Below are 21,790 nucleotides of genomic sequence, written 5' to 3' on the forward strand. Positions count from 1 at the left end.
TGATATGCGTGCTTTTGCTCTGAAGAGAACGGTGCTGCTGAGCGCCTTATTGCTGCTGTTGCTGGTGATGGCCTTTTTTGTCTGGTCGGCAATGACCCGCAACGATCATCAAACCGATGATGCTTACGTCAACGCCGACTACACGCTGGTGGCACCGAAAGTCTCTGGCTATATCGCCAGCGTCAATGTCCAGGATAACCAGCGCGTCAAAGCCGGGGAACTGCTGGCCACACTGGACGATCGTGATTACCGCGTGGCACTGGAAACCGCCAAAGCCAATCTGGAAGTAAGCGAGGCCAAACGTCTGAGCAGCCAGGCGCAGCTGGAGCAGCAGCAATCCACCATCGACCAGGCTAAAGCCACGCTGGCGGCCAGCCAGGCTTCAGCGCAGTACGCCGGACAGAGTGCTGCCCGCTACGACAGCCTGTATAAAAGCGGCACCATCGCGGCCGACGAGCAGCAAAAAGCGTCGTCAACCCAGCGTTCTGCCGCCGCCACGGTGCGCCAGAGCGAAGCGGCTCTCGCCGCATCGGTCAAGGAGGTGGGAGTGTTGCAGGCCGCATTGCGTCAGGCTGAAGCGGATGTCAGCGCCGCCCAGGCCAGTGTCGACCAGGCGCAGTTAAACCTGTCTTACACGCGCATCGTCGCACCGGTTGATGGCATGGTTGGACAGCGTTCGGTGCGTCTCGGGGCCTATGTCACGGCGGGTACCCGTTTGCTGGCAGTGGTACCGTTGCAGCAAACCTATATCACAGCTAATTTTCTGGAAACGCAGTTGACAGATGTTCACCCAGGTCAGCCGGTGACGGTGCGGGTGGATGCCCTGCCCGGCAAAACGTTTTCTGGTCACGTTGACAGCATCGCTCCCGCGACGGGAGCCACCTTTTCCGCCATTTCGCCGGATAACGCCACTGGCAACTATACTAAGGTGATTCAGCGTCTGCCGGTGAAAATCGTGCTGGATCCGAACCAATCCGATCTGGCGCAATTACGGGTAGGAATGTCGGCGATCCCGGAAATTGAGGTGCGGTAAAAACGTGATAAATATCTCAGATCCGATCACTTTCTTTTCGGAAAGATTACGCGTAAATTAGCGTTCGATCCTGTTCTGAGTTTGCTCTGGACGACCTGAGAGAAAAGCGTGCGGCGGTTATGAACTTCACCTTTCTCTTATTCTGTCGCGTTACGCTGGCCTGGGATCGCCATCGTCGTAACCGCTCAGAGGAGTTGTTGTGTGAAATACGCTTTGATGGGAATCTCTTTTTTCCTGTTAATCTGGGTCGGCACCTTCGTGCTGATGCTATAGAGCCACCAGAAAGTCATAAAGGGCGACAACACTGTCGCCCTTTGCTCAAAAATTCTACTCTTCTTCTGTTACCTTCAACGTTCCCGGCAAAATACCATCCGCACGAAACATCGCTTTAATGCCGCGCACCGCCTGACGAATACGGTCACTGTTTTCAATCAGTGCGAAACGCACATGAGTATCGCCGTAATCACCAAAGCCGATACCCGGTGACACGCACACTTTAGCTTCCTGTAGCAGCAGTTTGGCAAACTCCAGCGAACCGAGATGCGCATAGTGGTCAGGTATTTTCGCCCAGACATACATGGAGGCTTTTGGCATCTCCACCATCCAGCCCGCTTCATGCAGTCCTTTCACCAGCACATCACGACGGCGTTTATATTGCTCGGCGATGTCGCGAACGCATTGCTGATCGCCTTCCAGCGCAGCAATCGCCGCCACCTGCAACGGTGTAAAGGTGCCGTAGTCATGGTAACTCTTGATACGTGCCAGCGCCGCCACCAGCTCTTTGTTGCCGACCATGAAGCCGATACGCCAGCCCGCCATATTGTAGCTTTTCGACAGGGTGAAAAACTCCACCGCCACATCACGAGCACCCGGCACCTGCATGATAGACGGGGCTTTCCAGCCATCGTAAACAATGTCGGCATAGGCCAGATCGTGGATAACCAGCACGTTGTATTGCTTCGCCAGCGCAATTACCCGCTCGAAGAAGTCCAGCTCGACGCACTGCGCGGTTGGATTCGACGGGAAGCCGAGGATCATCATCTTCGGTTTCGGGTAGCTTTCGCGAATCGCGCGTTCCAGTTCGTTAAAGAAATCGACGCCCGCTACCAGCGGCACAGAACGGACCTGTGCACCGGCAATCACCGCGCCGTAGATATGAATGGGATAACTGGGATTCGGCACCAGCACGGTGTCGCCATGGTCGAGCGTCGCCAGCATCAGATGCGCCAGCCCCTCTTTCGAACCGATGGTAACAATGGCTTCGGACTCCGGATCGATATCCACCTGATAGCGGTCCGCATACCAGCGCGAAATAGCACGACGCAGACGCGGAATACCTTTGGAGGTGGAGTAACCATGGGTGTCGTCACGCTGCGCCACCTGGCACAACTTTTCCACGATATGCGGCGGCGTAGGGCCGTCCGGGTTCCCCATCGAAAAATCGATGATGTCTTCGCCGCGCCGACGCGCAGCCATCTTCAATTCAGCGGTGATGTTAAAAACGTAAGGGGGAAGGCGTTCAATACGGGAAAAACGACGGGGTGTGCTGTTATCAGCCATGATGTCCTCTGGAGTACGTTAGCGCCCGGACCGTCCGAGCGACGTGGGTCACTGCTGTGACCGAACCAAGAACATAACGCGGCGATAACCGGATTGTCGAGCGCCGAAGATAATTTTTTTATTTTTGTGGATTCAGGCGGCCGAACACCCAATCGTTTACCCATTGGCCATTTAGCAGATAATTATCCCGCAGAATCCCCTCCAGCGCGAAATCATTCTTCTCCAGAATGCGTCGTGACGGCCAATTCCCCTCCACCACCAGCGCTTTTAGTTTATGAAATTCCGCCTGGAACAAAAACGTGCACAGCGCGCCCAACGCCTCACTGCCATAACCCTGCCCGGTGAAGCGGTGCAACATCATGTAACCGACTTCAGCCTGGCGATTTGGCTCCCATTCGGGGTTACAACCAAACAAGCCGATGGCCTCTCCGCTGTCGCGCAGACGGGCGACCAGGCACAGCATATGAAAACTGGTGACCAGCCAGGGGGCAAGACGTTCGGTAAAGCGCTGCCGGATATCCTCCTCGTCGGGGATCTCACTGACCCAGGTCATGGTCGCGGCATCTTCGTGGACCGCTTTAAAGATCTGCCAGTCTTCCGGTTGCAACCGGCTGAGGGTCAAACGAGCAGTGACTAATTGCATGGTTACACTCCGAAAAAGGCTTAGGCCAACATAACAAACCGGACCAGTGACCGGAAGTCGCAACTACCGGGAAAAGATAATCCTCTTTTTAGCACTCAGGATTTCCTCTTTTTGTTTTCTGGCCGTTAAAAATTGATCCTGGCCATAAGAAGTGCCCGGAGCCTGCCAGGGCGCTGGCAGATCTCGATCACATTTTTTATCATAGCCCTAACCCTTTTTCGTTAGCGACGAGATGCCTGTGCCCTCTCACTTTGACATGCTGCTGGCGGTTTTTGACCGCGCCGCACTGATGCTGATTTGCCTGTTTTTCCTCACCCGTACCCGGGCGTTTCGCCAGCTGTTGCAAAAAGATGAGCACTCGCGTCAGGAAAAAGTGGTGGTGACGGCAATCTTCTCGCTGTTTGCGCTGTTCAGCACCTGGTCAGGTATTGATGTCGATGGTTCACTGCTTAATGTGCGCGTGATTGCGGTGATGTCGGGTGGCATCTTATTTGGCCCCTGGGTGGGCATCGCCACGGGCGTTATTGCCGGATTACACCGCTTTCTGATTGATATTCATGGCATTACTTCGATTCCCTGTCTGATCACCAGCATCATTGCCGGTATCGCCTCAGGGGCGATTAATCGCCGGGTCAGCAAGGAGCAGCGCTGGCGTGCGGGTATTCTCGGTGGCATGTTGTGTGAAACCCTGACCATGCTGTTGATTGTGCTGTGGGCCAGACCGATGTCGCTCGGTCTCGATATTGTTTCCGAGATTGCACTGCCGATGATCCTGGGCGCATCCAGCATCGGGTTAATCGTACTGCTGGTGCAGAGCGTTGAAGGGGAAAAAGAGGCGATTGCGGCCCGCCAGGCCAAGCTGGCGCTGGAGATTGCTAACAAAACGCTGCCGCTGTTTCGCCAGGTCAACAGCGATTCATTGCACCAGATTTGCGACATCATACGCAGCGAAATTCATGCGGATGCGGTGGCGATCACCAATACCAAACAGATTCTTGCCTACGTCGGCTATGGCGAAGAAAACTATCACGATGGGGATGACGGCCTCAGCCCCACCACCGCCCAGGCGATCACCAGCCGAAAAATTATCATCAAGAATAATGACGAAGCGCACCGAACCAAAGATATCCACTCGATGCTGGTTATTCCCCTTTGGGAAAAAGGGGAAGTCACCGGGACGCTAAAAATCTATTATCGTCGCGCGCATCGCATCACCGGATCGCTGAAAGAGATGGCGGTTGGCCTGTCGCAAATCATCTCCACCCAGCTGGAAGTGTCGCGTGCTGAGCAGCTGCGTGAGATGGCAAACAAAGCTGAGCTGCGCGCGTTACAAAGCAAGATCAACCCGCATTTCCTGTTTAACGCGCTGAACGCAATCTCCGCCTCGATTCGCCTCAATCCCGATACCGCCCGGCAACTGGTGATCAATTTGTCACGCTACCTGCGCTATAACCTGGAACTGAATGATGACGAACCTATCGATATCAAGAAAGAGCTGTGGCAGGTGAAGGATTATATCGCGATCGAACAGGCACGTTTCGGTGACAAACTGTCGATGATTTACGATGTCGATGAAGATCTGCATTTCACCCTGCCCAGCCTGCTGATCCAGCCACTGGTGGAGAATGCCATTGTGCACGGCATTCAGCCCTGCCGTGGTAAAGGGGTGGTCACGCTCAGCGTGAAAGACCTGGGCGACCAGGTGCGCGTGTCAGTGCGTGATACCGGAGCCGGCATTAGCGACGACGTGATGGCGCGCGTGGCGCGTGACGAAATGCCCGGTAATAAAATCGGCCTGCTTAATGTGCATCATCGGGTGAAACTGCTTTCCGGCCAGGGATTAACCATCGTGCGTCATCAGCCCGGCACCGAAATTTCCTTTACCCTTAGCAAAAATGGCCACCGGTTGCCCACACCGCTTGTCAGCCAGACGGAAACCTCAGCGTGAAAGCCATCATTGTCGAAGACGAGTTTCTGGCGCAGCAGGAGCTGAGCTGGATGATTCAGCATCATAGCCAGATCAGCATTGAAGCCTGTTTTGATGACGGTCTGGAAGTGCTGAAATATCTGCAAAACCATCGTGTCGATGTCATTTTCCTCGACATCAATATCCCGTCACTGGATGGCATGTTGCTGGCGCAAAACATTAATCAGTTCGCGCACAAACCGTTGATCGTGTTTATCACCGCCTGGAAAGAACATGCGGTGGAAGCCTTCGAGCTGGAAGCCTTTGACTACATTCTGAAGCCGTATCACGAGTCGCGCATTATCACCATGCTCAACAAACTGGAAGCCAGCTGGCAACAGCAGCAATCGCCCGCCAGCAATCCGCAATCCAGCGTTCCGCAGACGGTGAATCTGGTAAAAGATGAGCGCATCATCGTGACCGACATCAACGATATTTATTATGTCGAAGCGCACGAGAAGCTGACGTTCGTTTATACGCGACGTGAAGCCTACGTGATGTCGATGACCATCAGTGAGTTTTGCAGCCGTCTGCCCGAATCCGCTTTCTTTCGTTGTCACCGTTCGTACTGCGTCAACCTGAGTAAAATTCGCGAAATCGAACCCTGGTTTAACAATACCTATCTGGTGAAACTCCGTGATTTGGACGCGCAGGTCCCGGTGAGCCGCAGCAAGGTGAAAGCCTTCCGGCAATTGATGCGTTTGTAAGGCGAACGACGTCTTCAGCCGTTCGCCTGTGAAGGATTACAGCACGCGACCCAGTGTCTGGCGCAGGTGGGCACCGGCACCGAGCAGACCCGGTTGATCGTGCGTGATCATATAAACCGGGATATCCACCAGGTAATCGCGGAAGCGACCTTTATCTTCAAACGCGGCACGGAAACCCGAGGCTTTAAAGAAGTCGAGGAAACGCGGCACGATACCACCGGCAATATAAACGCCACCAAAGGTGCCCAGGTTGAGCGCCAGGTTACCGCCGAAGCGTCCCATGATGACGCAGAACAGCGACAGGGCGCGACGACAATCAATGCAGCTGTCTTTCAGTGCGCGTTCGGTGACATCCTTCGGCTTCAGGTTTTCCGGTTCACGCTGATCCGATTTAACGATGGCGCGGTACAGGTTGACCAGCCCGGAACCGGACAACACGCGCTCCGCCGAGACATGGCCCAGCTCCGCCCGCAATACTTCCAGAATCTCGCCCTCTTCTTCGCTGTTGGGGGCGAAATCAACGTGACCGCCCTCACCTGGCAGGCTCACCCAACGTTTATCCACGTGGACCAGATGGCTGACACCAAGCCCGGTGCCTGCACCATAGATGGCGATCGGTTTGTCCTGCACCGGCGCTTTGCCGCCGAACTGAATCACATCGTTTTCTGCCAGCATCGGCACCGCCATCGAAATCGCGGTGAAATCATTGATGATTTCCAGATGGGCAAAACCGAGGCTCTCTTTCATCTGCTTCGTGGAGAAGGCCCAGTCATGATTGGTCATTTCGACCCAGTCGCCGGTAATCGGGCAGGCGATGGCGATGCAACCATCTTTGATGTCCTGTTTCTGCTCATCCAGATAGTGACGGATGACCGCTTCAAGGTTGTCATAGTCTGATGTTGAGAATGTTTTGGCCTGGGAGATGGCACCGGTTTCCACCTCACACAGGGCGAGACGGGCGTTAGTACCGCCCACATCGCCGACCAGGGCGTATTTTGTCATTCTTCTGCTGCTCCGCTTGGGTCATAAATAATTGCAGGACACTATAAAAGCCTGCCAATAAAACAACAACGCCCATCAGTGCGTCAGATGGGCGTATTCACTCAGGTGCGGGCACATCCTGACATGCACCCGGCTGACTGCACAGAGGCAACTGTCCGAAACTCAGCCGCCGTTGCGCTGATGGAGCGAGGCAGTCACCTTGCGTAGCAATGGCGGAAGGTCGTCCTTATCCAGCACCACTTCCACCAGCGACAGATGCTCGCTGCGCGCCAGTAACGCCATCACCCCTTCCAGTTGCACCGTTTCGCTGACGCGCCAGCTTTGTGCAGCCCCCTCCAGACTGAGCGCCTGTGGCAACGCGGTCCAGTTCCACTGGGCGATATCGTTGTAACGCTGATGCGCACCGTGTATCGCCCGCTCGACGGTATAGCCCTCATTATTCAGAAGAAAAATAATCGGCTGCTGACCATCGCGCTGCATCGAGCCCAGTTCCTGAATGGTTAACTGCGCCGAGCCATCGCCGATGATTAAAATCACGCGGCGGTCCGCTCGCGCGGTTTGCGCACCAAAGGCTGCCGGTAAAGTATAGCCAATCGATCCCCACAGCGGCTGTACCAGCAACTGGGCATCCTGCGGCAACCGCAGCGCCGCAGCACCAAAGGCGGCAGTGCCTTGATCGGCCAGGATAATATCACCGGGCTGCAAAAACTGCTGCATCGCCTGCCAGAAAGCGTTTTGCGTGATTAATGCGTCATCAACCGGCTCGCTCGTGCTGATCGGGGTTTGTCCCAGCGCCCACTGCGCGCCATATTGTTTGAACAGCGGTTCCAGCGCGCTGAGCGCTTGCGCCATGGTCAGCGGGGCGAAGGTTTCCCCGGCAACCATCGCATGGAAAGGTTGCAGATCGATCAGTCTGGCAGCGGGCAGTTGCTGGGTAAAACCCGCGGTTAAGGTATCGGTGAAACGCACACCAACACAGATCGTAACGTCAGTCTCCTCAATCGCCGACTGCACCTGCGGCGTGCTGCCTTCAGCGGCGTAGGTGCCGACAAAACCCGCTTGCTGCTCATCCAGCACCCCTTTGCCCATTAATAAGGTGGCTGCGGGAATGGCGCGAATCTGGCGTAGCGCCGCCAGCTGAGCCTGCAATTGCCAGCGGGATGCAAGGAAATCGGCCAGCAGCGCCACGCGCTGTGCTGAAGCCAGCAATCGTTCCGCCGCCCTTGCAAACGCCTCTGCTGCCGAAGCAGGCGTGCTGACAGAGGATGGCAGCGACGGCAGTTCAACCTCAGCCTGCTCCACATCAACCGCCATCAACAGATAACCGGGCCGGTGTTGATGAAGCGCCTCACTGATCACACGATCAATTTCCTGAACCGCATTCTCCGCCGTCAGCACCGCGCTCGCAGCACAGACCTCTTGCGCCATCCGGCTGAAGTGGCGAAAATCTCCATCGCCGAGCGAATGATGGACGCAATCCCCCTGCCGTTGTGCCTCGCTGGCTGGCGCACCAACAATATGAATAACCGGAACATATTCCGCATAGCTCCCGGCGATACCGTTAATCGCGCTCAACTCGCCGACGCCAAAAGTGGTCAGCAACGCGGCCGCGCCGTTGCAGCGGCCATAGCCATCCGCAGCATAAGCCGCGTTCAGCTCATTGGCACACCCCACCCAGGTCATCTCCGGATGTTCAATCACGCTATCCAGGAACTGTAAATTGTAATCGCCCGGCACCCCGAATAAGTGCCGGATGCCCGCCTGCTGTAAACGCAACAACAAGTATTCGCCAACTTTAAACGTTTTCATGCGCAGCTACTCCTTTGTGGGTTATATCAGGAGTATTACCGATGAGGCTGAATTGGTTGAGTTTTAACCGAAGTTACTCAGAAAGATCTGGCAAGCGATCGTTACGTTGAAGGAAAAATCTGTAAGTTGCGATCCCCCGCGCGTTTGCCATTAGTGTAAACGCATACACTGCTATGCTAATGACACTTTCTCCTTCCCTTTGCGACAGGAACGCTGCATGACTGCTTTTCCCCATCCCGAACGCTATCAACAAATGCAATACCGCCGCAGTGGACGTAGCGGCCTGAAATTGCCCGCTATTTCTCTCGGCCTTTGGCACAACTTTGGTGATAGCACCAGGGTTGATAACAGCCGGACGCTGCTGCGCCATGCCTTCGATCGTGGCATCACGCATTTTGACCTTGCGAATAACTATGGGCCGCCGCCGGGTTCCGCAGAAGAGAATTTTGGCCGTATTCTGCGGGAAGATTTTCGTGGCTACCGCGATGAGCTGGTGATCTCCACCAAAGCCGGTTACACCATGTGGGACGGCCCTTACGGCGACTGGGGTTCACGCAAATATCTGATTTCCAGTCTCGATCAAAGCCTGAAACGGATGGGGCTGGAGTATGTGGATATCTTTTATCATCACCGCCCGGACCCCGAAACGCCGCTGGAGGAAACCATGCGGGCGCTGGATCAGGTGGTACGCCAGGGTAAAGCGCTGTATGCCGCGATCTCAAATTATCCGGCAGAGAAAGCCGCCGAGGCGATTGCCATCCTGCGTGATCTGGGCACGCCCTGCCTGATTCATCAGCCACGTTATTCGATGTTTGAACGCACGCCGGAGCAGGGGCTGCTGGATGTACTTGGCGAGCAGGGTGTGGGTTGTATCGCTTTCTCGCCGCTGGCTAGCGGCGTGCTGACCGATCGCTATTTGCAGGGGATCCCCGAAGATTCGCGTGTGGCCAGCGGCAGTAAGTTTCTGCGTGAAGATCAGCTGACGCAGGAAAAAATGGCGAAAGTTCGCGCATTGCATGCCATCGCCCAGCAACGTGGGCAAAAACTGGCGCAGATGGCGCTGAGCTGGGTGCTGCGCGACGCGCGTGTCACCTCGGTATTAATTGGCGCCAGCAAAACCGCGCAAATTGATGATGCCGTCGACATGCTGAGCCAGCCAGAGCTGAGCCAGGCAGAACTTCAGGCTATCGCCGCTATTTTGATGTAACCGCTTTCCCGCCCGGTGAGCGCCGGGCGCCTTCCTCAGCAGAAAACTCTTATTTCAGACTTTCCTCAGCGCTTTCGGACTGCTTCTTAAAGCTTTACTGGTCCGATATGGCAAACTAGCGCAACGGCAGCAACCGATAAGCTGCCGCAAAGGAGAATTATGAAACGTGGAATTTTGTTTGCCGCCTTGCTGGCAACGCTGTCACCCCTGGCCCTACACACAGCCCATGCCAGTGGCGCCACCATTAACCTGGCACCCGGCATCACCCTGCAATTAGGCGACCGCGATAATCGTGGTTATTACTGGGACGGCGGTCGCTGGCGCGAACCGCGCTGGTGGAACGATCGTTATCGCTACCATGACCACCGCTGGTGGCGACATGAAGAATGGCGTCGTCATCAGGCCTGGGAGCGTGAACGTGAGCGTCGCCGCCATGAACGCTGGCGTTATGAACATCGTTACGACCATCCTGGTCGTGGACCTGGTCATCATGACCATCGATGATCTGTCGGGGTGCGCTTGATGCGCACCTTTTTTATAACCCCAGCGCCTGTCCGACCAGCAGATAGATATTCAGCGTCACCACCAGCACCACAATCACCCAGCCAATGGTTTGCATCAGACGTGAGTTGACCATCTCCTCACCCATCAGCGCACGATTGCCGGTGAAAAACAGCAGCGGCACCAGCGCCAGTGCGATACCAAAACTCAGCAACACCTGGCTGAGTATCAGAATCCGTGTCGGATCCCAGCCTGCCCAGATAACAATAAAGGAAGGCAGCATAGTAATGGTGCGACGCAGCCACAGCGGGATATGAAAACGGATAAACCCCTGCATCACCACCTGCCCGGCCAGCGTGCCGACCACGGTGGAAGAAAGACCCGCTGCCACCAGACTCAAACCAAATACCGTTGCCGCCGCGTGGCTTAACAGCGGTTGCAGCGTCAGATAGGCCTGATCAAGATCGGCGATACCGCTATGGCCGCTAAAGTGAAAGGCTGCCGCGGCAGTTGCCATCATCGCCAGGTTAACAAATCCGGCGATGGTCATGGCAATAGCCACATCCAGTTTGGTGGAGGAGTAACGCTGTCCTTTGGTGCCCTGATTACCGTATTGGGTCAACGCCGAATGCAGATAAATCACATGCGGCATAATGGTCGCACCCAGCACCCCGGCCGCGAGGAACACCGCATCAGAAGTCGGCAACGATGGCAGCGCCATGCCGGTGATGAGTTCACTGACCTTCGGCTGTGAGAAGAACAACTCGACAATATAAGCCGCCGCGACAAACATCAGCAGGCCGCCAATCACCAGTTCCAGTGGTTTTTGCCCGCGATTTTGCAGCATCAGAATCAGGTAAGTGGCAATGCCTGTCAGCACCGCCCCCTGCAATAGTGAGATACCCAGTAACAGCTTAAAGCCGAGCGCAGCCCCAATAAATTCTGCTAAATCGGTGGCCATGGCGATGATTTCGGCCTGAACCCAGTAGAACCATACTGCCGGACGCGGAAAGCGGTCACGGATGTGTTCCGCGAGATTTTTGCCGGTGGCGATACCCAGCTTGGCCGACATGAGTTGGATCAGCGCAGCCATAATGTTTGCCCAGACCACCACCCACAGCAATTTGTAGCCGTAGGCAGCCCCCGCCTGGATATTGGTGGCAAAGTTACCAGGATCGATATAACCGATGGCCGCGATGAAGGCCGGTCCCAGCAACGCAAGTTTAACCTTTCTGGCTCCGCGAGCGGCGCGCTCTGCGGTGCGGCTTTCTGACATAGTTTTTGACCCTGTCTTAACGCTTGTTTACCCGTACAGATTACGGGGCATTCAAGGCAAGTGAAAAATGGTTATAGTTATCGCTTTAATAGATGATGCTATAAAGTATAGCCTTTGCTATATCTTGCGGTAAAGCCAGGTTTTGCCAAAATTTACACAACAGAATTTAATCTACCCTCGGCTTATTTTATAGACAATCACTTTGTGGTTATTTTTCTTGTAAAGGAGGTGTGAAGAACTTGTGATGGCTGAGACTAATCCGAGAAATATGTCGATACCGAATACTTATAATGTGGTTTAGATCTCGTTTTTAAGTAACGCGTTACATAGAATACGCAGCAAAATACAACCCTCCTCAAATTTGGAGCCGACATGTCCCATATTTTGCACTTTCTTTTAGCATTGGTGGTGGTAGCCGTGCTGGCCTTGCTGGTCAGTCACGATCGTAAAAGCATCCGTATTCGCTATATCGTTCAGCTTCTGGTGATTGAAGTTCTGCTTGCCTGGTTCTTCCTCAACTCTGAAGCGGGCCTCGGCTTCGTAAAAGGGTTTGCTGGCCTGTTTGACCATCTGCTGAAGTACGCAGCAGAAGGCACCAACTTCGTGTTCGGCAACATGAATGAAAAAGGCCTCGCCTTCTTCTTCCTCAATGTTCTGTGCCCGATCGTCTTTATCTCTGCCCTGATCGGTATTTTGCAACACTTTCGTATCCTGCCCTGGGTCATTCGTGGCATCGGTACCGTGCTGTCAAAAATCAATGGCATGGGCAAACTGGAATCCTTTAACGCCGTCAGCTCTCTGATTCTGGGACAGTCAGAAAACTTTATCGCCTATAAGGATATCCTCGGCAAAATGTCACAGCGCCGCATGTACACCATGGCCGCCACCGCGATGTCAACGGTGTCGATGTCGATTGTCGGTGCCTACATGACCATGCTGCAGCCGAAATATGTGGTCGCCGCGCTGGTGCTGAACATGTTCAGTACCTTTATCGTGCTGTCGCTGATCAACCCGTACCGCGTTGATAGTGAAGAAGATCTGCAATTGCAGGACCTGCATAAAGGCCAGAGCTTCTTCGAAATGCTGGGTGAGTACATCCTGGCCGGTTTCCGCGTTGCCATTATCGTTGCAGCGATGTTGATCGGTTTTATCGCCCTGATTTCCGGCCTGAATGCGTTGTTTGACGTGATCTTCGGTATCAGCTTCCAGGGCGTGCTGGGCTATGTATTCTACCCGTTTGCCTGGGTGATGGGCGTGCCATCTAACGAAGCGTTGCAGGTTGGCAGCATCATGGCAACCAAACTGGTTTCTAACGAATTCGTTGCGATGATGGATTTGCAGAAAATTGCCGGCCAGCTTTCTCCACATGCTGAAGGCATTCTGTCGGTGTTCCTCGTCTCCTTCGCCAACTTCTCTTCTATCGGCATTGTTGCTGGCGCGATTAAAGGCCTGAACGAAGAACAGGGTAACGTGGTTTCCCGCTTTGGTCTGAAGCTGCTGTACGGTTCCACCCTGGTGAGCGTGCTTTCTGCCGCGATTGCCGGACTGGTGCTGGCATTCTGATGCACAGGGCGAGCTGCGGCTCGCCCTTCCCTTCTTAATTATTCCTATCCGTTATATCTCAATTTTCCCCACCGCTCGCCACGCCCGCTCCTGCTTCGCCGCGCCACGCAAAACCTTTGCACAATATTGAATTTCCGTTGCCACCGCCTGCACCCGTAGCTTTTCTCCCTGACCTCATATCAGGAGAACAGCATGAGCATTCAATTCCTTGGCATGATTGGCCACCGTCTCGCCTCCGAGATCATCCCGGCCAGCGGCTCGTTATTTGACAAAGATTACATCGCCCGTTTTGCTCGCGCCCATGAAGACGCTGGATTTGACCGTATTCTGGTCGGTTACTGGTCCGATCAACCCGATGGCTTTCTGGTTACCGCTCACGCGGCGGCACACACTACAAAGCTGAAATTCCTGCTGGCACACCGCCCTGGTTTTGTCGCACCCACGCTGGCCGCACGTAAACTGGCTTCGCTCGATCATCTGACCGATGGCCGTCTGGCGGTGCATATCATCAGTGGCGGTAGTGATAGCGAACAACGTCGCGACGGCGATTTTCGCAACAAAACCGAACGCTATGCGCGTACCGATGAGTTTCTGACGGTGCTGAAGCAGAGTCTGGAATCGACTCAGCCCTACGACCACCAGGGAACGTACTATCAGGCCGAACAGGCCTTTTCCGCCATCAAACCCTTGCAGAAAAAGCTGCCGATCTACTTTGGCGGTTCTTCTGTCGAAGCTATTGACGTCGCCGCGCGTCATGCGGATGTGTTTGCGCTGTGGGGCGAGCCGCTTAAAGGCGCAGAAGAAACGGTTCGCAACGTGCGGGCCGCAGCGGCGAAACAGGGAAGGAACATCGATTTTAATATCTCCTTCCGTCCGATCCTCGGCAAAACCGAAAAAGAAGCCTGGGAACGCGCCGAATATATCCGCGCAACCGCCGAAAAGCAGCTGGCGGAAACAGGGTATACCTTCGGTTTGCCGAAACCACAGAGCGTCGGTGCGCAACGCCTGCTGGCTGCCGCGAATGAAGGCGATAGGCTGGATAAAGTGCTGTGGACTGGCGTCGCCAAACTGGTGCAGGGTGGCTACAACTCGACAGCGCTGGTGGGAACGCCAGAACAGGTATCTGATGCGCTGCTCGATTACTATCGCCTCGGCATCCACAACGTGTTGATTCGCGGCTTCGATCCGCTCAATGACGTGGTGGAATATGGTCGTGAGTTGCTGCCGCTGACGCGGGAAAAAGTGGCAGCGCTTGATAACAAAGAAAAAAGGAGCGCCTGATGCGCCTGGCTGCTTTATTTGCCAGTCTGACCCTGGCGTTATCCCTTAATCCGCTGTTTGCGGCAGAAAAAGTCACCCTGCGGCTGGGGGATGTCAAAGGCGACCGCTTTGCCGCGCTGAAAGCCTCAGGCGAGCTCAACAACCTGCCATACGATCTTAAACTGACGGCGTTTGATTCTGGTGCACCGGTGCAGGAAGCCCTGAACGCAGGGGCGCTGGATGTCGGTTTCACCGGCGACCTTCCCTTCCTGTTTGTCTATGCCGCTGGCGCGCCGGTTAAAGCCGTGGGGGCGTGGCAGAACAATCCCGATAGCATCGCCCTGCTCACCCGTCCCAATGCCGGGGTGCACAGCCTGCAGGATCTGAAAGGCAAACAAATTGCGGTGAATCGTGGCGGATGGGGCCACTATCTGATTCTTGGCCTGCTGGAACGCGCAGGCCTGAAACCTGACGACGTTACGCTGCGCTTTCTGGGGCCGGTTGATGGCCGCGCCGCGTTAACTTCCGGCGCAGTAGCCGCCTGGGCACCGTGGGAACCATACATTGCCACCTCCACGGTCGTGGATGGCACGGTACGTGTACCGCAGGGGGGCGGCAAGGGGATTATGTCTGGCTACTCTTACGCGCTGGCGCGCGATGAAGCGTTGAGCAATCCGGAAAAGCGCAAAGCCATTGCCGATTTGCTGGTGCGCTTAGCCAAAGCTCAGATCTGGGCACAGCATCATCCCGAAGAATTCGCCCGTGTGCTGGGTAAAACCCTCAACATGCCAACCAACATTACTGCCAGCTGGATCGCTGATGCGCGCATCCGTCCTTTGGTGTTTGATGCCAGCCTGATCGGCACCCTGCAAAAATCAGCGGATTTCTTCCACCGCTACCAGGTGCTGCCAAAACAGGTCGATGTCAGCAAAGCCTTTGATTTCAGCCTCGCGGCAGGAGCCAACCAGGTAGCGAAAAGTGCCCAGGGGGATAAATCGTGAGTGAGCTTCAGCACCATCGTTTACGGACCTTTGTCAGCCATCTGGCGCAGTTGCTCGATAGCCAGCCCGATGAACACACTATTTTGCAACGCGGCAGCAGCTGGCTGAGTGAGTTAATCCGTCATGATGACTGGCTGGATGAAGCCTTCACCCAGCCACATCCGCAGCATTATCAACAATATTTACTCTACGCCGATGCACAGCAACGCTTCTCGGTGGTGAGTTTTGTCTGGGGACCGGGCCAGCAAACCCCGATTCACGACCATCGCGTCTGGGGTTTGATTGGCATGTTACGCGGCGCGGAAATTTCGCAGTCGTGGCAACCCGGGCCACAGGGATTACAACCAGAAGGCTCGCCAGTGCGTCTGGAGCCGGGCAGCGTTGAAGCGGTGTCACCCACCGTGGGCGATATCCATCGTGTCAGCAATGCGTTTGACGATCGCGTCTCCATCAGCATCCACGTTTATGGCGCAAATATCGGCGCGGTTCAGCGCGCGGTATATCGTGAAGACGGCAGCGAAAACGTGTTTATCTCCGGTTACAGCAACCGTTATTTACCCAACATCTGGGATCTTTCACATGACTAAATCGGTTTTCCCGTTGCGCCAGACGGCCGACATTATTGCAGCGCTGCGCCAGCAGCAGGAAGTGGCGCTGGTGGATGTCCGCGACGAAGCGTTGTATGCCACTGGTCATCCGTTGTTTGCGGTGAACATTCCCTTGTCCAAACTGGAGCTGGAGTGGCTGGATCGTATTCCCCGGCGTGAGACGGCCATCACTTTATATGATAACGGCGAAGGTCTGGCACAAACGGCGGCGGAGCGCATAGCTGCGCTGGGGTATCACAACGTCGCGCTGCTGGCTGACGATCTGCAGGGCTGGCAGGATGCGGGTGGAGAGCTGTTTATTGACGTCAACTCACCCAGCAAAGCTTTTGGTGAACTGGTGGAGCATCATAACCAGACGCCGTCACTATCGGCTGACGAGGTGCATGCGTTGCTGGAAAACGGCAACAATGTGGTGGTGCTGGATGCGCGTCGTTTTGATGAATACCAGACCATGAGTATTCCCGGCGCAACCAGCGTGCCGGGTGGTGAACTGGTGCTGCGGGTACGCGATCTGGCCCCTTCACCGACTACCACGGTGATCGTTAACTGCGCGGGTCGTACCCGCAGCATTATAGGCACGCAATCGCTGGTCAATGCTGGTATCCGTAACCCGGTTTATGCACTGCGCAACGGCACCATCGGCTGGACGCTGGCCGGACATCCGCTCGATACAGGACAGGCGCGCCGCTATGGTACCACCAGCGAAACCGCCCAGCGACAGGCCGCCTTTAAAGCTCGTCAGCTGGCTGACCAGGCAGGCGTGGAGCGTATTCATCTCTCTGCGCTACCGGGTCTTCAGCAGGACAACCGCACCGTCTATCTGTTCGATGTGCGTGATGCGCAGGAATATGCAGCAGGCCATCTGCCTGGCAGCCGCCATGTACCCGGCGGGCAACTGGTGCAGGAGACCGATCATTACTCCAGCGTTCGTGGAGCCCGCATCGTGCTGATCGATGATGACAACGTCCGCGCTAACATGGCGGCATCCTGGCTGGCTCAACTTGGCTGGCAGGTCGCGGTGCTGGATGGATTGCAGGCCAGTGACTTCAGCGCCACCGGAGCATGGCAGGCACAGGTACCACCCACCGCCCATGCTGAATTTGTCTCACCCACCCAGCTCGCCAGCTGGCTGGATGAGGGGCAAACTCAGGTGCTGGATTTCACCACGCACGCCAATCATCTCAACAGTCATATCCCTGGTGCCGCCTGGCTGCTGCGCTCAACCCTGCAACAACAGGGCAAAGCGTTACTTCCCGAGGCGCAACGTTATGTACTGACCTGCGGCAGCAGCCTGCTGGCGGGCTATGCCGTGCAACAGATCGCAGAGCTGAGCGGGAAGCCGGTCTATCTCCTGGCCGGAGGCAACACCGCCTGGCGCGCTGCGGGTCTGCCAACTGAGCAGGGATCGCAACAATTGCTGTCACCAGCGATAGATCGTTATCGCCGTCCCTATGAAGGCACCGATATCGAACCCGCGGTGATGCAAGCGTATCTCGACTGGGAATATGGCCTGGTGGCACAACTGGACCGCGATGGGACACATGGGTTCCGCGTGCTAAAGCCGATTGCTGAGGGGCAGTAACATTCGTAGCGGCGCGATTTATCGCGCAATTTTATGTGCAATATCGAAAAATCGCGCCGCTACGGTTATGCAGACTGTTGATTAATCAAACAGCCAACGCCCGGCTTTGGCGGATTCGATCAGCATATGAATGGTGAGTGATTTAGGCTCCACCTGAGTGATTTTTTGCGACTTCGGGCGAAGAAAATTAGGTAGCATTCCCTTCTCATAGGGCCAGTATGCAATGAAATTAAAGTCACTGGTGTCAACATTAAAACGTTGGAAGTAGTCTTTCATGATTTCGTCGCCTGTCTCCCTCGCCCAGGGATATTTTCCCATGTTCAGACTCGTTGCAGGCGTCAATACGGGTTTAGTTTTGGCAAAGAGAGGCTTGCTGTTGTAGGTTTTCGCATACCATTCAATAACCGCTTTTTCGATATCTTTCACCATAAGCGATCACCCTCTCTGGCAATTTGATTATAAGTATTGAGAGTATTAAACCCTATCCGCGCAACATCATTCATCATAAAAGCGATGCCCAAAACCGGTATCCAGCGACCAGCAAAGGCTCCCAGATTAGTCACATAGCTAAAGCGTAAGTGTCGGATGCTTTCGTTTGTCAGTGTGGGCCAACGGTTGACACGAAACTTTAACCAGCGTCGAAGATTTTCACTGAGAATTGATGTTCCTGGCGTTGCTCCAGCAGGCTTTCCTCTGGTACTTTGAGTTGGCTGCCCTAAGATGATAAGAGCCAGAGCCACCACATCACCTGCACCAAGCTGCTTTTGAGCTTCTTCCAGAAAGACAAAAAAGAACAACTCACCAGCGGTAAGATTGGTTAATCCCTTGTAGAAGTATGTCCCATTTAGCTGCTCCGTCGTATCCATTCCTGAAACTCCCTTTCATTAAGAATTTCTTATACTACAGAACATTTTTCGACCAGTCTAGTTTGTTCAATAGCATAAAGCGGAGCTGTTTCAGCGGTGCTTCTATAGGTCAAATACCAACAACAGCTATTATGTTTAAAACCCCCTGAAATCGACAAATTATCCAGTGCTGGCGCGGGCTTGCTGGCAGTGCGCACTGTCATGGCAACTGGTCTGATGACGGCAGAAAAAGCATCAAGATATTTTGCCAAATCTAAATGATAATGATTATCGAGTATGGAAACTGCTTAAAGGATATCCAATGGAGACGATGATATTTATGCAGGCTGATTGCTGGTTAATGACCTGCCAATTGTTAATCGTGTAGGCGGGGTTGGGTAGTCTCTAGGGAATCACTCAGACATCAAAGTTGACTAAATGAGATAAGAAAAATTGGCCAGATGAACAGACTGAGGTAAATTTTTTTATGAGGGGATGAATGAGGGTAAAAAGCAGATACAAACAACCAATTATCGCTTAAGATATTGATTTTATTAATATTTATAAAAACCTTAATGTATTTCTAAATCGTATTTAATAGGGTAAATAACAGCTTTAATTGAACCTTTATTGGTGCTAAAACTGCCAATATATTTTCATTACAAACACTAATCATCTTGCCTAGCTGCTTCGATCATACTTCTAAAAAGCTCTATTAAGATTTCACTCTTAGTAATCTCAAGTTTCATTATTTTCTGATGACTTCCTTTCTTCAATTGAGAATGAAAACGTAACGTTCTAATCTCATGCAAATCCTTACCAACAGACAAATGGTAAAATACAATGAATCCTTCAACCATAAAATACCACATTACCCCACCAGAACTGTCCACATTTTTTTGAATGATATTTGACAACAAAACCTTTATAACTTCATCTTTAATTGATTGAGTGCTGTCAACTATCCTGAAAATGGACATTCTCATGAAGTGATCAAGTTTTAAGCCATATCTCTTATCTAGATTAATATCATTTTGATAGATACAAAGTCTCAAAATGTCATCGATTTCTTCACTCCCATGCACATTATCATAGTGGATATGCTTTGCAACTGATGCGCGCCATAAGATACTGATTAAGAAAAGGTAGAATCGTTTATAATCAAATGATGAAATTACGATGTGATTTGAATTTTTGCGGAAATTTTTATGATCTCTTAAAACTCTTATCCCATAATGTTCATAGTTTATTGATAAGAATTGTTCACATGCACGACATAACATTGGTTCTTTAGGGTCGAAGTTTCCAGTAATGCTTTTTTTTCCTTCCTCTAACACTACAATCTTACCGTCTTCCTTTTTTAGGTTTTTGAAATAGCTTCTGGGTATTATATGTGACTGTTGCAACTCTCTCACTTCCAAACAAAGTTTACAGATTCCAATCATTCTATTCCTCACTGAAAAAACATGTCAAAGTCGGTACACTGCCACCATACATTGACTTGAGATTAAATCAGAGATTTTACTTAAAGGATTTACCTTGCTTTAGGAAGTATTCTTTCCAAAACTTCTCTGGAGACTCGGCACAATAATCAGAAAGCACTTTAAAATCATCCTTATATTGAGGGAGATTTTTACCAAATGTTATCTCTTTAGGTAAAAAACTACCACCACCTACTACTTTAAACTTTATCGCGGAATTTTTCTTGTCTTTCTTGACCAGTTTTAAAACTGCGACAGCTTGCATTTTTCCTTCATGCAATTGCTCTAAATAGAATTTCCTATCGAAAAAGAAGTCTCTGATTCCCGGCTCCCCACTCTCAAGAATGATTACGTAAGTAATTGGTAGAGCATCACAAATTTCCTTGCTCAAAATCTCTCCCTTTACGCTCCCATCATCAGAAACATCAAAGTTGAGAATCATTTTGGGCTGGTTAATATCTAATCCAGAATCCCCATTATTCAATAAATACTCAGCATTAGTTGACCAGTGTCCACTAAGGAAATCCGTGTCATATAGATACGTTTTTTTAAGTTCTGAATACGAAGCCGGAATTTTAACCAAACTTTCCAGTGCGCCACTAAAACTTGTCAAAAAACCTGCCGAATAAATAAGAGCGTATTTACACCAGGTAGCTATTTTCTTCATTATCGTCCGTCTTAGTCATTATTAGATAGATTTGAAATGCTATAGAGAATCGCGATCCAAAGTGTCATCATCCTACTCTTGCAGTCGCATCTTGCGATAGTGCTTGCGACTCACTTTTATCTCAGGCGCTCTCTTAAGTTTTTCATCAGGCCCCCCTCCCTTTCGACTACCTGCAACCTCTGTTTTTTACGCATACCGCACCATCGGCCAAGTTTCGAGCTATTTTAGTTTGCTATCAGACTGAGGACAATAGAAGCCAATAAGCGCCGTGATGGGGTATTAACCGATCAGCGCCGTAGGCGTCATCTGTGTTCTGCTTTCACTCATTCTCTTATCAGGTAGCCGTTATAGTCCGGTGGCTGAAACCGTGGCAGAGCCAGATATTTTCCCGATCTGGTTAGGATTCCCATCTATCGCCTGTTTATTCCCTGTTCTGTCTCACGACATGGCATTACGGAACACCGCGCTAAGTGTGGAACGAATGAAAGTTCTTGAGAGGATTTTTAGAGACGGAGGCTCGTCATTAGCTTTCGAGTTCTGAGATGATACCTGTTCGAAGCTCTTAACTACAGGCCGCACGGATGATAGACTCTCAAATCGCCAACTAACAAACATGCGGCAATTTCAAAGTTTAAGTGACTCATGTGAAATCAGGTAATTGATTGATTGCAATGAATCAGGATGAGTGGTGGAGATAAGCGGGATCGAACCGCTGACCTCTTGCATGCCATGCAAGCGCTCTCCCAGCTGAGCTATACCCCCACATCTGGAATCGTTTTTTCAGTGCCAAACCCCTGGGAAGAAGTTTGGTGGAGCTAAGCGGGATCGAACCGCTGACCTCTTGCATGCCATGCAAGCGCTCTCCCAGCTGAGCTATAGCCCCGAACCGAAAAAACCGCCGAGTCACCTCGACGGACGGCATAATATGAAACCCATTCCTGGGTGTCAACGTCAAATTTCGGTTCTGTGTTCAATCGCTGAAAAAGGCGGCAAACCCGCGCCGCGCTGGCTTTTTTTTCATCATCACCAGGCTTTTGCCAGGCATCCCCCCTTCCCCCGCCACAACCCGCCAGGTTAAT

Annotated in this window: 20 protein-coding genes and 2 tRNA genes; 11 read left to right on the forward strand and 11 right to left on the reverse strand. The window is 52.8% G+C overall.

Going from position 1 to position 21,790, the window contains the following annotated elements:
• Positions 1-4: 4 nt before the first annotated feature.
• Positions 5-1,033, forward strand: a complete 1,029-nt coding sequence (locus CUN67_RS14305; protein ID WP_208715968.1) for an HlyD family secretion protein — start codon at positions 5-7, stop codon at positions 1,031-1,033.
• Between the two features lie 201 nt (positions 1,034-1,234).
• A complete protein-coding gene (gene ypdK, locus CUN67_RS14310) occupies positions 1,235-1,306 on the forward strand; it encodes a membrane protein YpdK (protein WP_128178783.1) in 72 nt (23 codons plus the stop codon).
• A 54-nt stretch (positions 1,307-1,360) separates the two neighbouring features.
• On the opposite strand, the gene alaC is transcribed toward ypdK, so the two are convergent.
• Positions 1,361-2,593, reverse strand: coding sequence for an alanine transaminase (gene alaC / locus CUN67_RS14315; protein WP_208715969.1), 1,233 nt, complete (start codon positions 2,591-2,593; stop codon positions 1,361-1,363).
• Between the two features lie 118 nt (positions 2,594-2,711).
• On the reverse strand, positions 2,712-3,236 hold the full coding sequence (locus tag CUN67_RS14320; protein ID WP_208715970.1) for a GNAT family N-acetyltransferase: 525 nt from the start codon (positions 3,234-3,236) through the stop codon (positions 2,712-2,714).
• 256 nt (positions 3,237-3,492) lie between these two features.
• Here CUN67_RS14320 and CUN67_RS14325 point away from each other — a divergent pair, with 256 nt between their 5' ends.
• Positions 3,493-5,184: a sensor histidine kinase gene (locus CUN67_RS14325; RefSeq protein WP_302882465.1), complete on the forward strand. Its 1,692-nt coding sequence runs from the start codon at positions 3,493-3,495 to the stop codon at positions 5,182-5,184.
• Positions 5,181-5,909 (forward strand): LytR/AlgR family response regulator transcription factor, encoded by a 729-nt coding sequence (locus CUN67_RS14330; RefSeq protein WP_208715972.1) that lies wholly within the window; start codon positions 5,181-5,183, stop codon positions 5,907-5,909. The genes CUN67_RS14325 and CUN67_RS14330 overlap by 4 nt, the downstream gene beginning before the upstream one ends.
• A gap of 36 nt (positions 5,910-5,945) precedes the next feature.
• Here the strand turns inward: CUN67_RS14330 and glk are convergent, their stop codons facing one another.
• On the reverse strand, positions 5,946-6,911 hold the full coding sequence (gene glk / locus CUN67_RS14335) for a glucokinase (RefSeq protein WP_208715973.1): 966 nt from the start codon (positions 6,909-6,911) through the stop codon (positions 5,946-5,948).
• A gap of 162 nt (positions 6,912-7,073) precedes the next feature.
• On the reverse strand, positions 7,074-8,720 hold the full coding sequence (locus CUN67_RS14340; RefSeq protein WP_208715974.1) for an alpha-keto acid decarboxylase family protein: 1,647 nt from the start codon (positions 8,718-8,720) through the stop codon (positions 7,074-7,076).
• A 217-nt stretch (positions 8,721-8,937) separates the two neighbouring features.
• Here CUN67_RS14340 and mgrA point away from each other — a divergent pair, with 217 nt between their 5' ends.
• Both mgrA and CUN67_RS14350 read left to right on the forward strand, forming a co-directional pair.
• Positions 8,938-9,927: an L-glyceraldehyde 3-phosphate reductase gene (gene mgrA / locus CUN67_RS14345; RefSeq protein WP_208715975.1), complete on the forward strand. Its 990-nt coding sequence runs from the start codon at positions 8,938-8,940 to the stop codon at positions 9,925-9,927.
• A gap of 159 nt (positions 9,928-10,086) precedes the next feature.
• Positions 10,087-10,431, forward strand: a complete 345-nt coding sequence (locus CUN67_RS14350) for a DUF2502 domain-containing protein (protein ID WP_208715976.1) — start codon at positions 10,087-10,089, stop codon at positions 10,429-10,431.
• A 31-nt stretch (positions 10,432-10,462) separates the two neighbouring features.
• On the opposite strand, the gene CUN67_RS14355 is transcribed toward CUN67_RS14350, so the two are convergent.
• On the reverse strand, positions 10,463-11,704 hold the full coding sequence (locus CUN67_RS14355) for an Nramp family divalent metal transporter (RefSeq protein ID WP_208715977.1): 1,242 nt from the start codon (positions 11,702-11,704) through the stop codon (positions 10,463-10,465).
• A gap of 372 nt (positions 11,705-12,076) precedes the next feature.
• Between CUN67_RS14355 and CUN67_RS14360 the strand changes: the two genes are divergently transcribed.
• The 5 genes from CUN67_RS14360 (at position 12,077) to CUN67_RS14380 (ending at position 17,718) form a co-directional block, all read left to right on the forward strand.
• Entirely contained in the window at positions 12,077-13,267 is a 1,191-nt protein-coding gene (locus CUN67_RS14360) for a NupC/NupG family nucleoside CNT transporter (RefSeq protein WP_013509976.1), read from the forward strand.
• Between the two features lie 192 nt (positions 13,268-13,459).
• Complete coding sequence (locus tag CUN67_RS14365; protein ID WP_208715978.1) at positions 13,460-14,548, forward strand: LLM class flavin-dependent oxidoreductase; 1,089 nt, start codon at positions 13,460-13,462, stop codon at positions 14,546-14,548.
• Positions 14,548-15,528 (forward strand): ABC transporter substrate-binding protein, encoded by a 981-nt coding sequence (locus CUN67_RS14370; RefSeq protein WP_208715979.1) that lies wholly within the window; start codon positions 14,548-14,550, stop codon positions 15,526-15,528. The genes CUN67_RS14365 and CUN67_RS14370 overlap by 1 nt, the downstream gene beginning before the upstream one ends.
• On the forward strand, positions 15,525-16,115 hold the full coding sequence (locus tag CUN67_RS14375; protein ID WP_208715980.1) for a cysteine dioxygenase: 591 nt from the start codon (positions 15,525-15,527) through the stop codon (positions 16,113-16,115). The genes CUN67_RS14370 and CUN67_RS14375 overlap by 4 nt, the downstream gene beginning before the upstream one ends.
• Complete coding sequence (locus CUN67_RS14380; RefSeq protein ID WP_208715981.1) at positions 16,108-17,718, forward strand: rhodanese homology domain-containing protein; 1,611 nt, start codon at positions 16,108-16,110, stop codon at positions 17,716-17,718. The genes CUN67_RS14375 and CUN67_RS14380 overlap by 8 nt, the downstream gene beginning before the upstream one ends.
• An 81-nt stretch (positions 17,719-17,799) precedes the next feature.
• Here the strand turns inward: CUN67_RS14380 and CUN67_RS14385 are convergent, their stop codons facing one another.
• The 6 genes from CUN67_RS14385 to CUN67_RS14410 all read right to left on the reverse strand — a co-directional run bounded on the left by CUN67_RS14385 (position 17,800) and on the right by CUN67_RS14410 (position 21,594).
• Positions 17,800-18,147, reverse strand: a complete 348-nt coding sequence (locus tag CUN67_RS14385; protein WP_208715982.1) for a DUF1493 family protein — start codon at positions 18,145-18,147, stop codon at positions 17,800-17,802.
• Positions 18,141-18,584 (reverse strand): STM2901 family protein, encoded by a 444-nt coding sequence (locus tag CUN67_RS14390; protein ID WP_208715983.1) that lies wholly within the window; start codon positions 18,582-18,584, stop codon positions 18,141-18,143. Before CUN67_RS14390 ends, CUN67_RS14385 begins: the two co-directional genes overlap by 7 nt.
• A gap of 647 nt (positions 18,585-19,231) precedes the next feature.
• Positions 19,232-20,008, reverse strand: a complete 777-nt coding sequence (locus CUN67_RS14395) for a hypothetical protein (RefSeq protein ID WP_208715984.1) — start codon at positions 20,006-20,008, stop codon at positions 19,232-19,234.
• Positions 20,009-20,084: 76 nt separating this feature from the next.
• Entirely contained in the window at positions 20,085-20,711 is a 627-nt protein-coding gene (locus CUN67_RS14400; protein WP_208715985.1) for a hypothetical protein, read from the reverse strand.
• Between the two features lie 686 nt (positions 20,712-21,397).
• Positions 21,398-21,473 (reverse strand) — tRNA-Ala (locus CUN67_RS14405).
• A gap of 45 nt (positions 21,474-21,518) precedes the next feature.
• Positions 21,519-21,594, reverse strand: a tRNA-Ala gene (locus tag CUN67_RS14410).
• Between the last annotated feature and the right edge of the window lie 196 nt (positions 21,595-21,790).

Source organism: Pantoea cypripedii (assembly GCF_011395035.1).
Lineage (GTDB): Bacteria > Pseudomonadota > Gammaproteobacteria > Enterobacterales > Enterobacteriaceae > Pantoea > Pantoea cypripedii_A.

Coding starts and splice junctions, on each gene's coding strand:
- glk (WP_208715973.1), bottom strand. CDS start 6,911: ATGACAAAATACGCCCTGGTCGGCGATGTGGGCGGTACTAACGCCCGT.
- CUN67_RS14320 (WP_208715970.1), bottom strand. CDS start 3,236: ATGCAATTAGTCACTGCTCGTTTGACCCTCAGCCGGTTGCAACCGGAA.
- CUN67_RS14385 (WP_208715982.1), bottom strand. CDS start 18,147: ATGGTGAAAGATATCGAAAAAGCGGTTATTGAATGGTATGCGAAAACC.
- CUN67_RS14365 (WP_208715978.1), top strand. CDS start 13,460: ATGAGCATTCAATTCCTTGGCATGATTGGCCACCGTCTCGCCTCCGAG.
- alaC (WP_208715969.1), bottom strand. CDS start 2,593: ATGGCTGATAACAGCACACCCCGTCGTTTTTCCCGTATTGAACGCCTT.
- CUN67_RS14305 (WP_208715968.1), top strand. CDS start 5: ATGCGTGCTTTTGCTCTGAAGAGAACGGTGCTGCTGAGCGCCTTATTG.
- CUN67_RS14350 (WP_208715976.1), top strand. CDS start 10,087: ATGAAACGTGGAATTTTGTTTGCCGCCTTGCTGGCAACGCTGTCACCC.
- CUN67_RS14380 (WP_208715981.1), top strand. CDS start 16,108: ATGACTAAATCGGTTTTCCCGTTGCGCCAGACGGCCGACATTATTGCA.
- CUN67_RS14400 (WP_208715985.1), bottom strand. CDS start 20,711: ATGAAGAAAATAGCTACCTGGTGTAAATACGCTCTTATTTATTCGGCA.
- CUN67_RS14325 (WP_302882465.1), top strand. CDS start 3,493: ATGCTGCTGGCGGTTTTTGACCGCGCCGCACTGATGCTGATTTGCCTG.
- CUN67_RS14360 (WP_013509976.1), top strand. CDS start 12,077: ATGTCCCATATTTTGCACTTTCTTTTAGCATTGGTGGTGGTAGCCGTG.
- mgrA (WP_208715975.1), top strand. CDS start 8,938: ATGACTGCTTTTCCCCATCCCGAACGCTATCAACAAATGCAATACCGC.
- CUN67_RS14390 (WP_208715983.1), bottom strand. CDS start 18,584: ATGGATACGACGGAGCAGCTAAATGGGACATACTTCTACAAGGGATTA.
- CUN67_RS14395 (WP_208715984.1), bottom strand. CDS start 20,008: ATGATTGGAATCTGTAAACTTTGTTTGGAAGTGAGAGAGTTGCAACAG.
- CUN67_RS14355 (WP_208715977.1), bottom strand. CDS start 11,704: ATGTCAGAAAGCCGCACCGCAGAGCGCGCCGCTCGCGGAGCCAGAAAG.
- CUN67_RS14340 (WP_208715974.1), bottom strand. CDS start 8,720: ATGAAAACGTTTAAAGTTGGCGAATACTTGTTGTTGCGTTTACAGCAG.
- CUN67_RS14370 (WP_208715979.1), top strand. CDS start 14,548: ATGCGCCTGGCTGCTTTATTTGCCAGTCTGACCCTGGCGTTATCCCTT.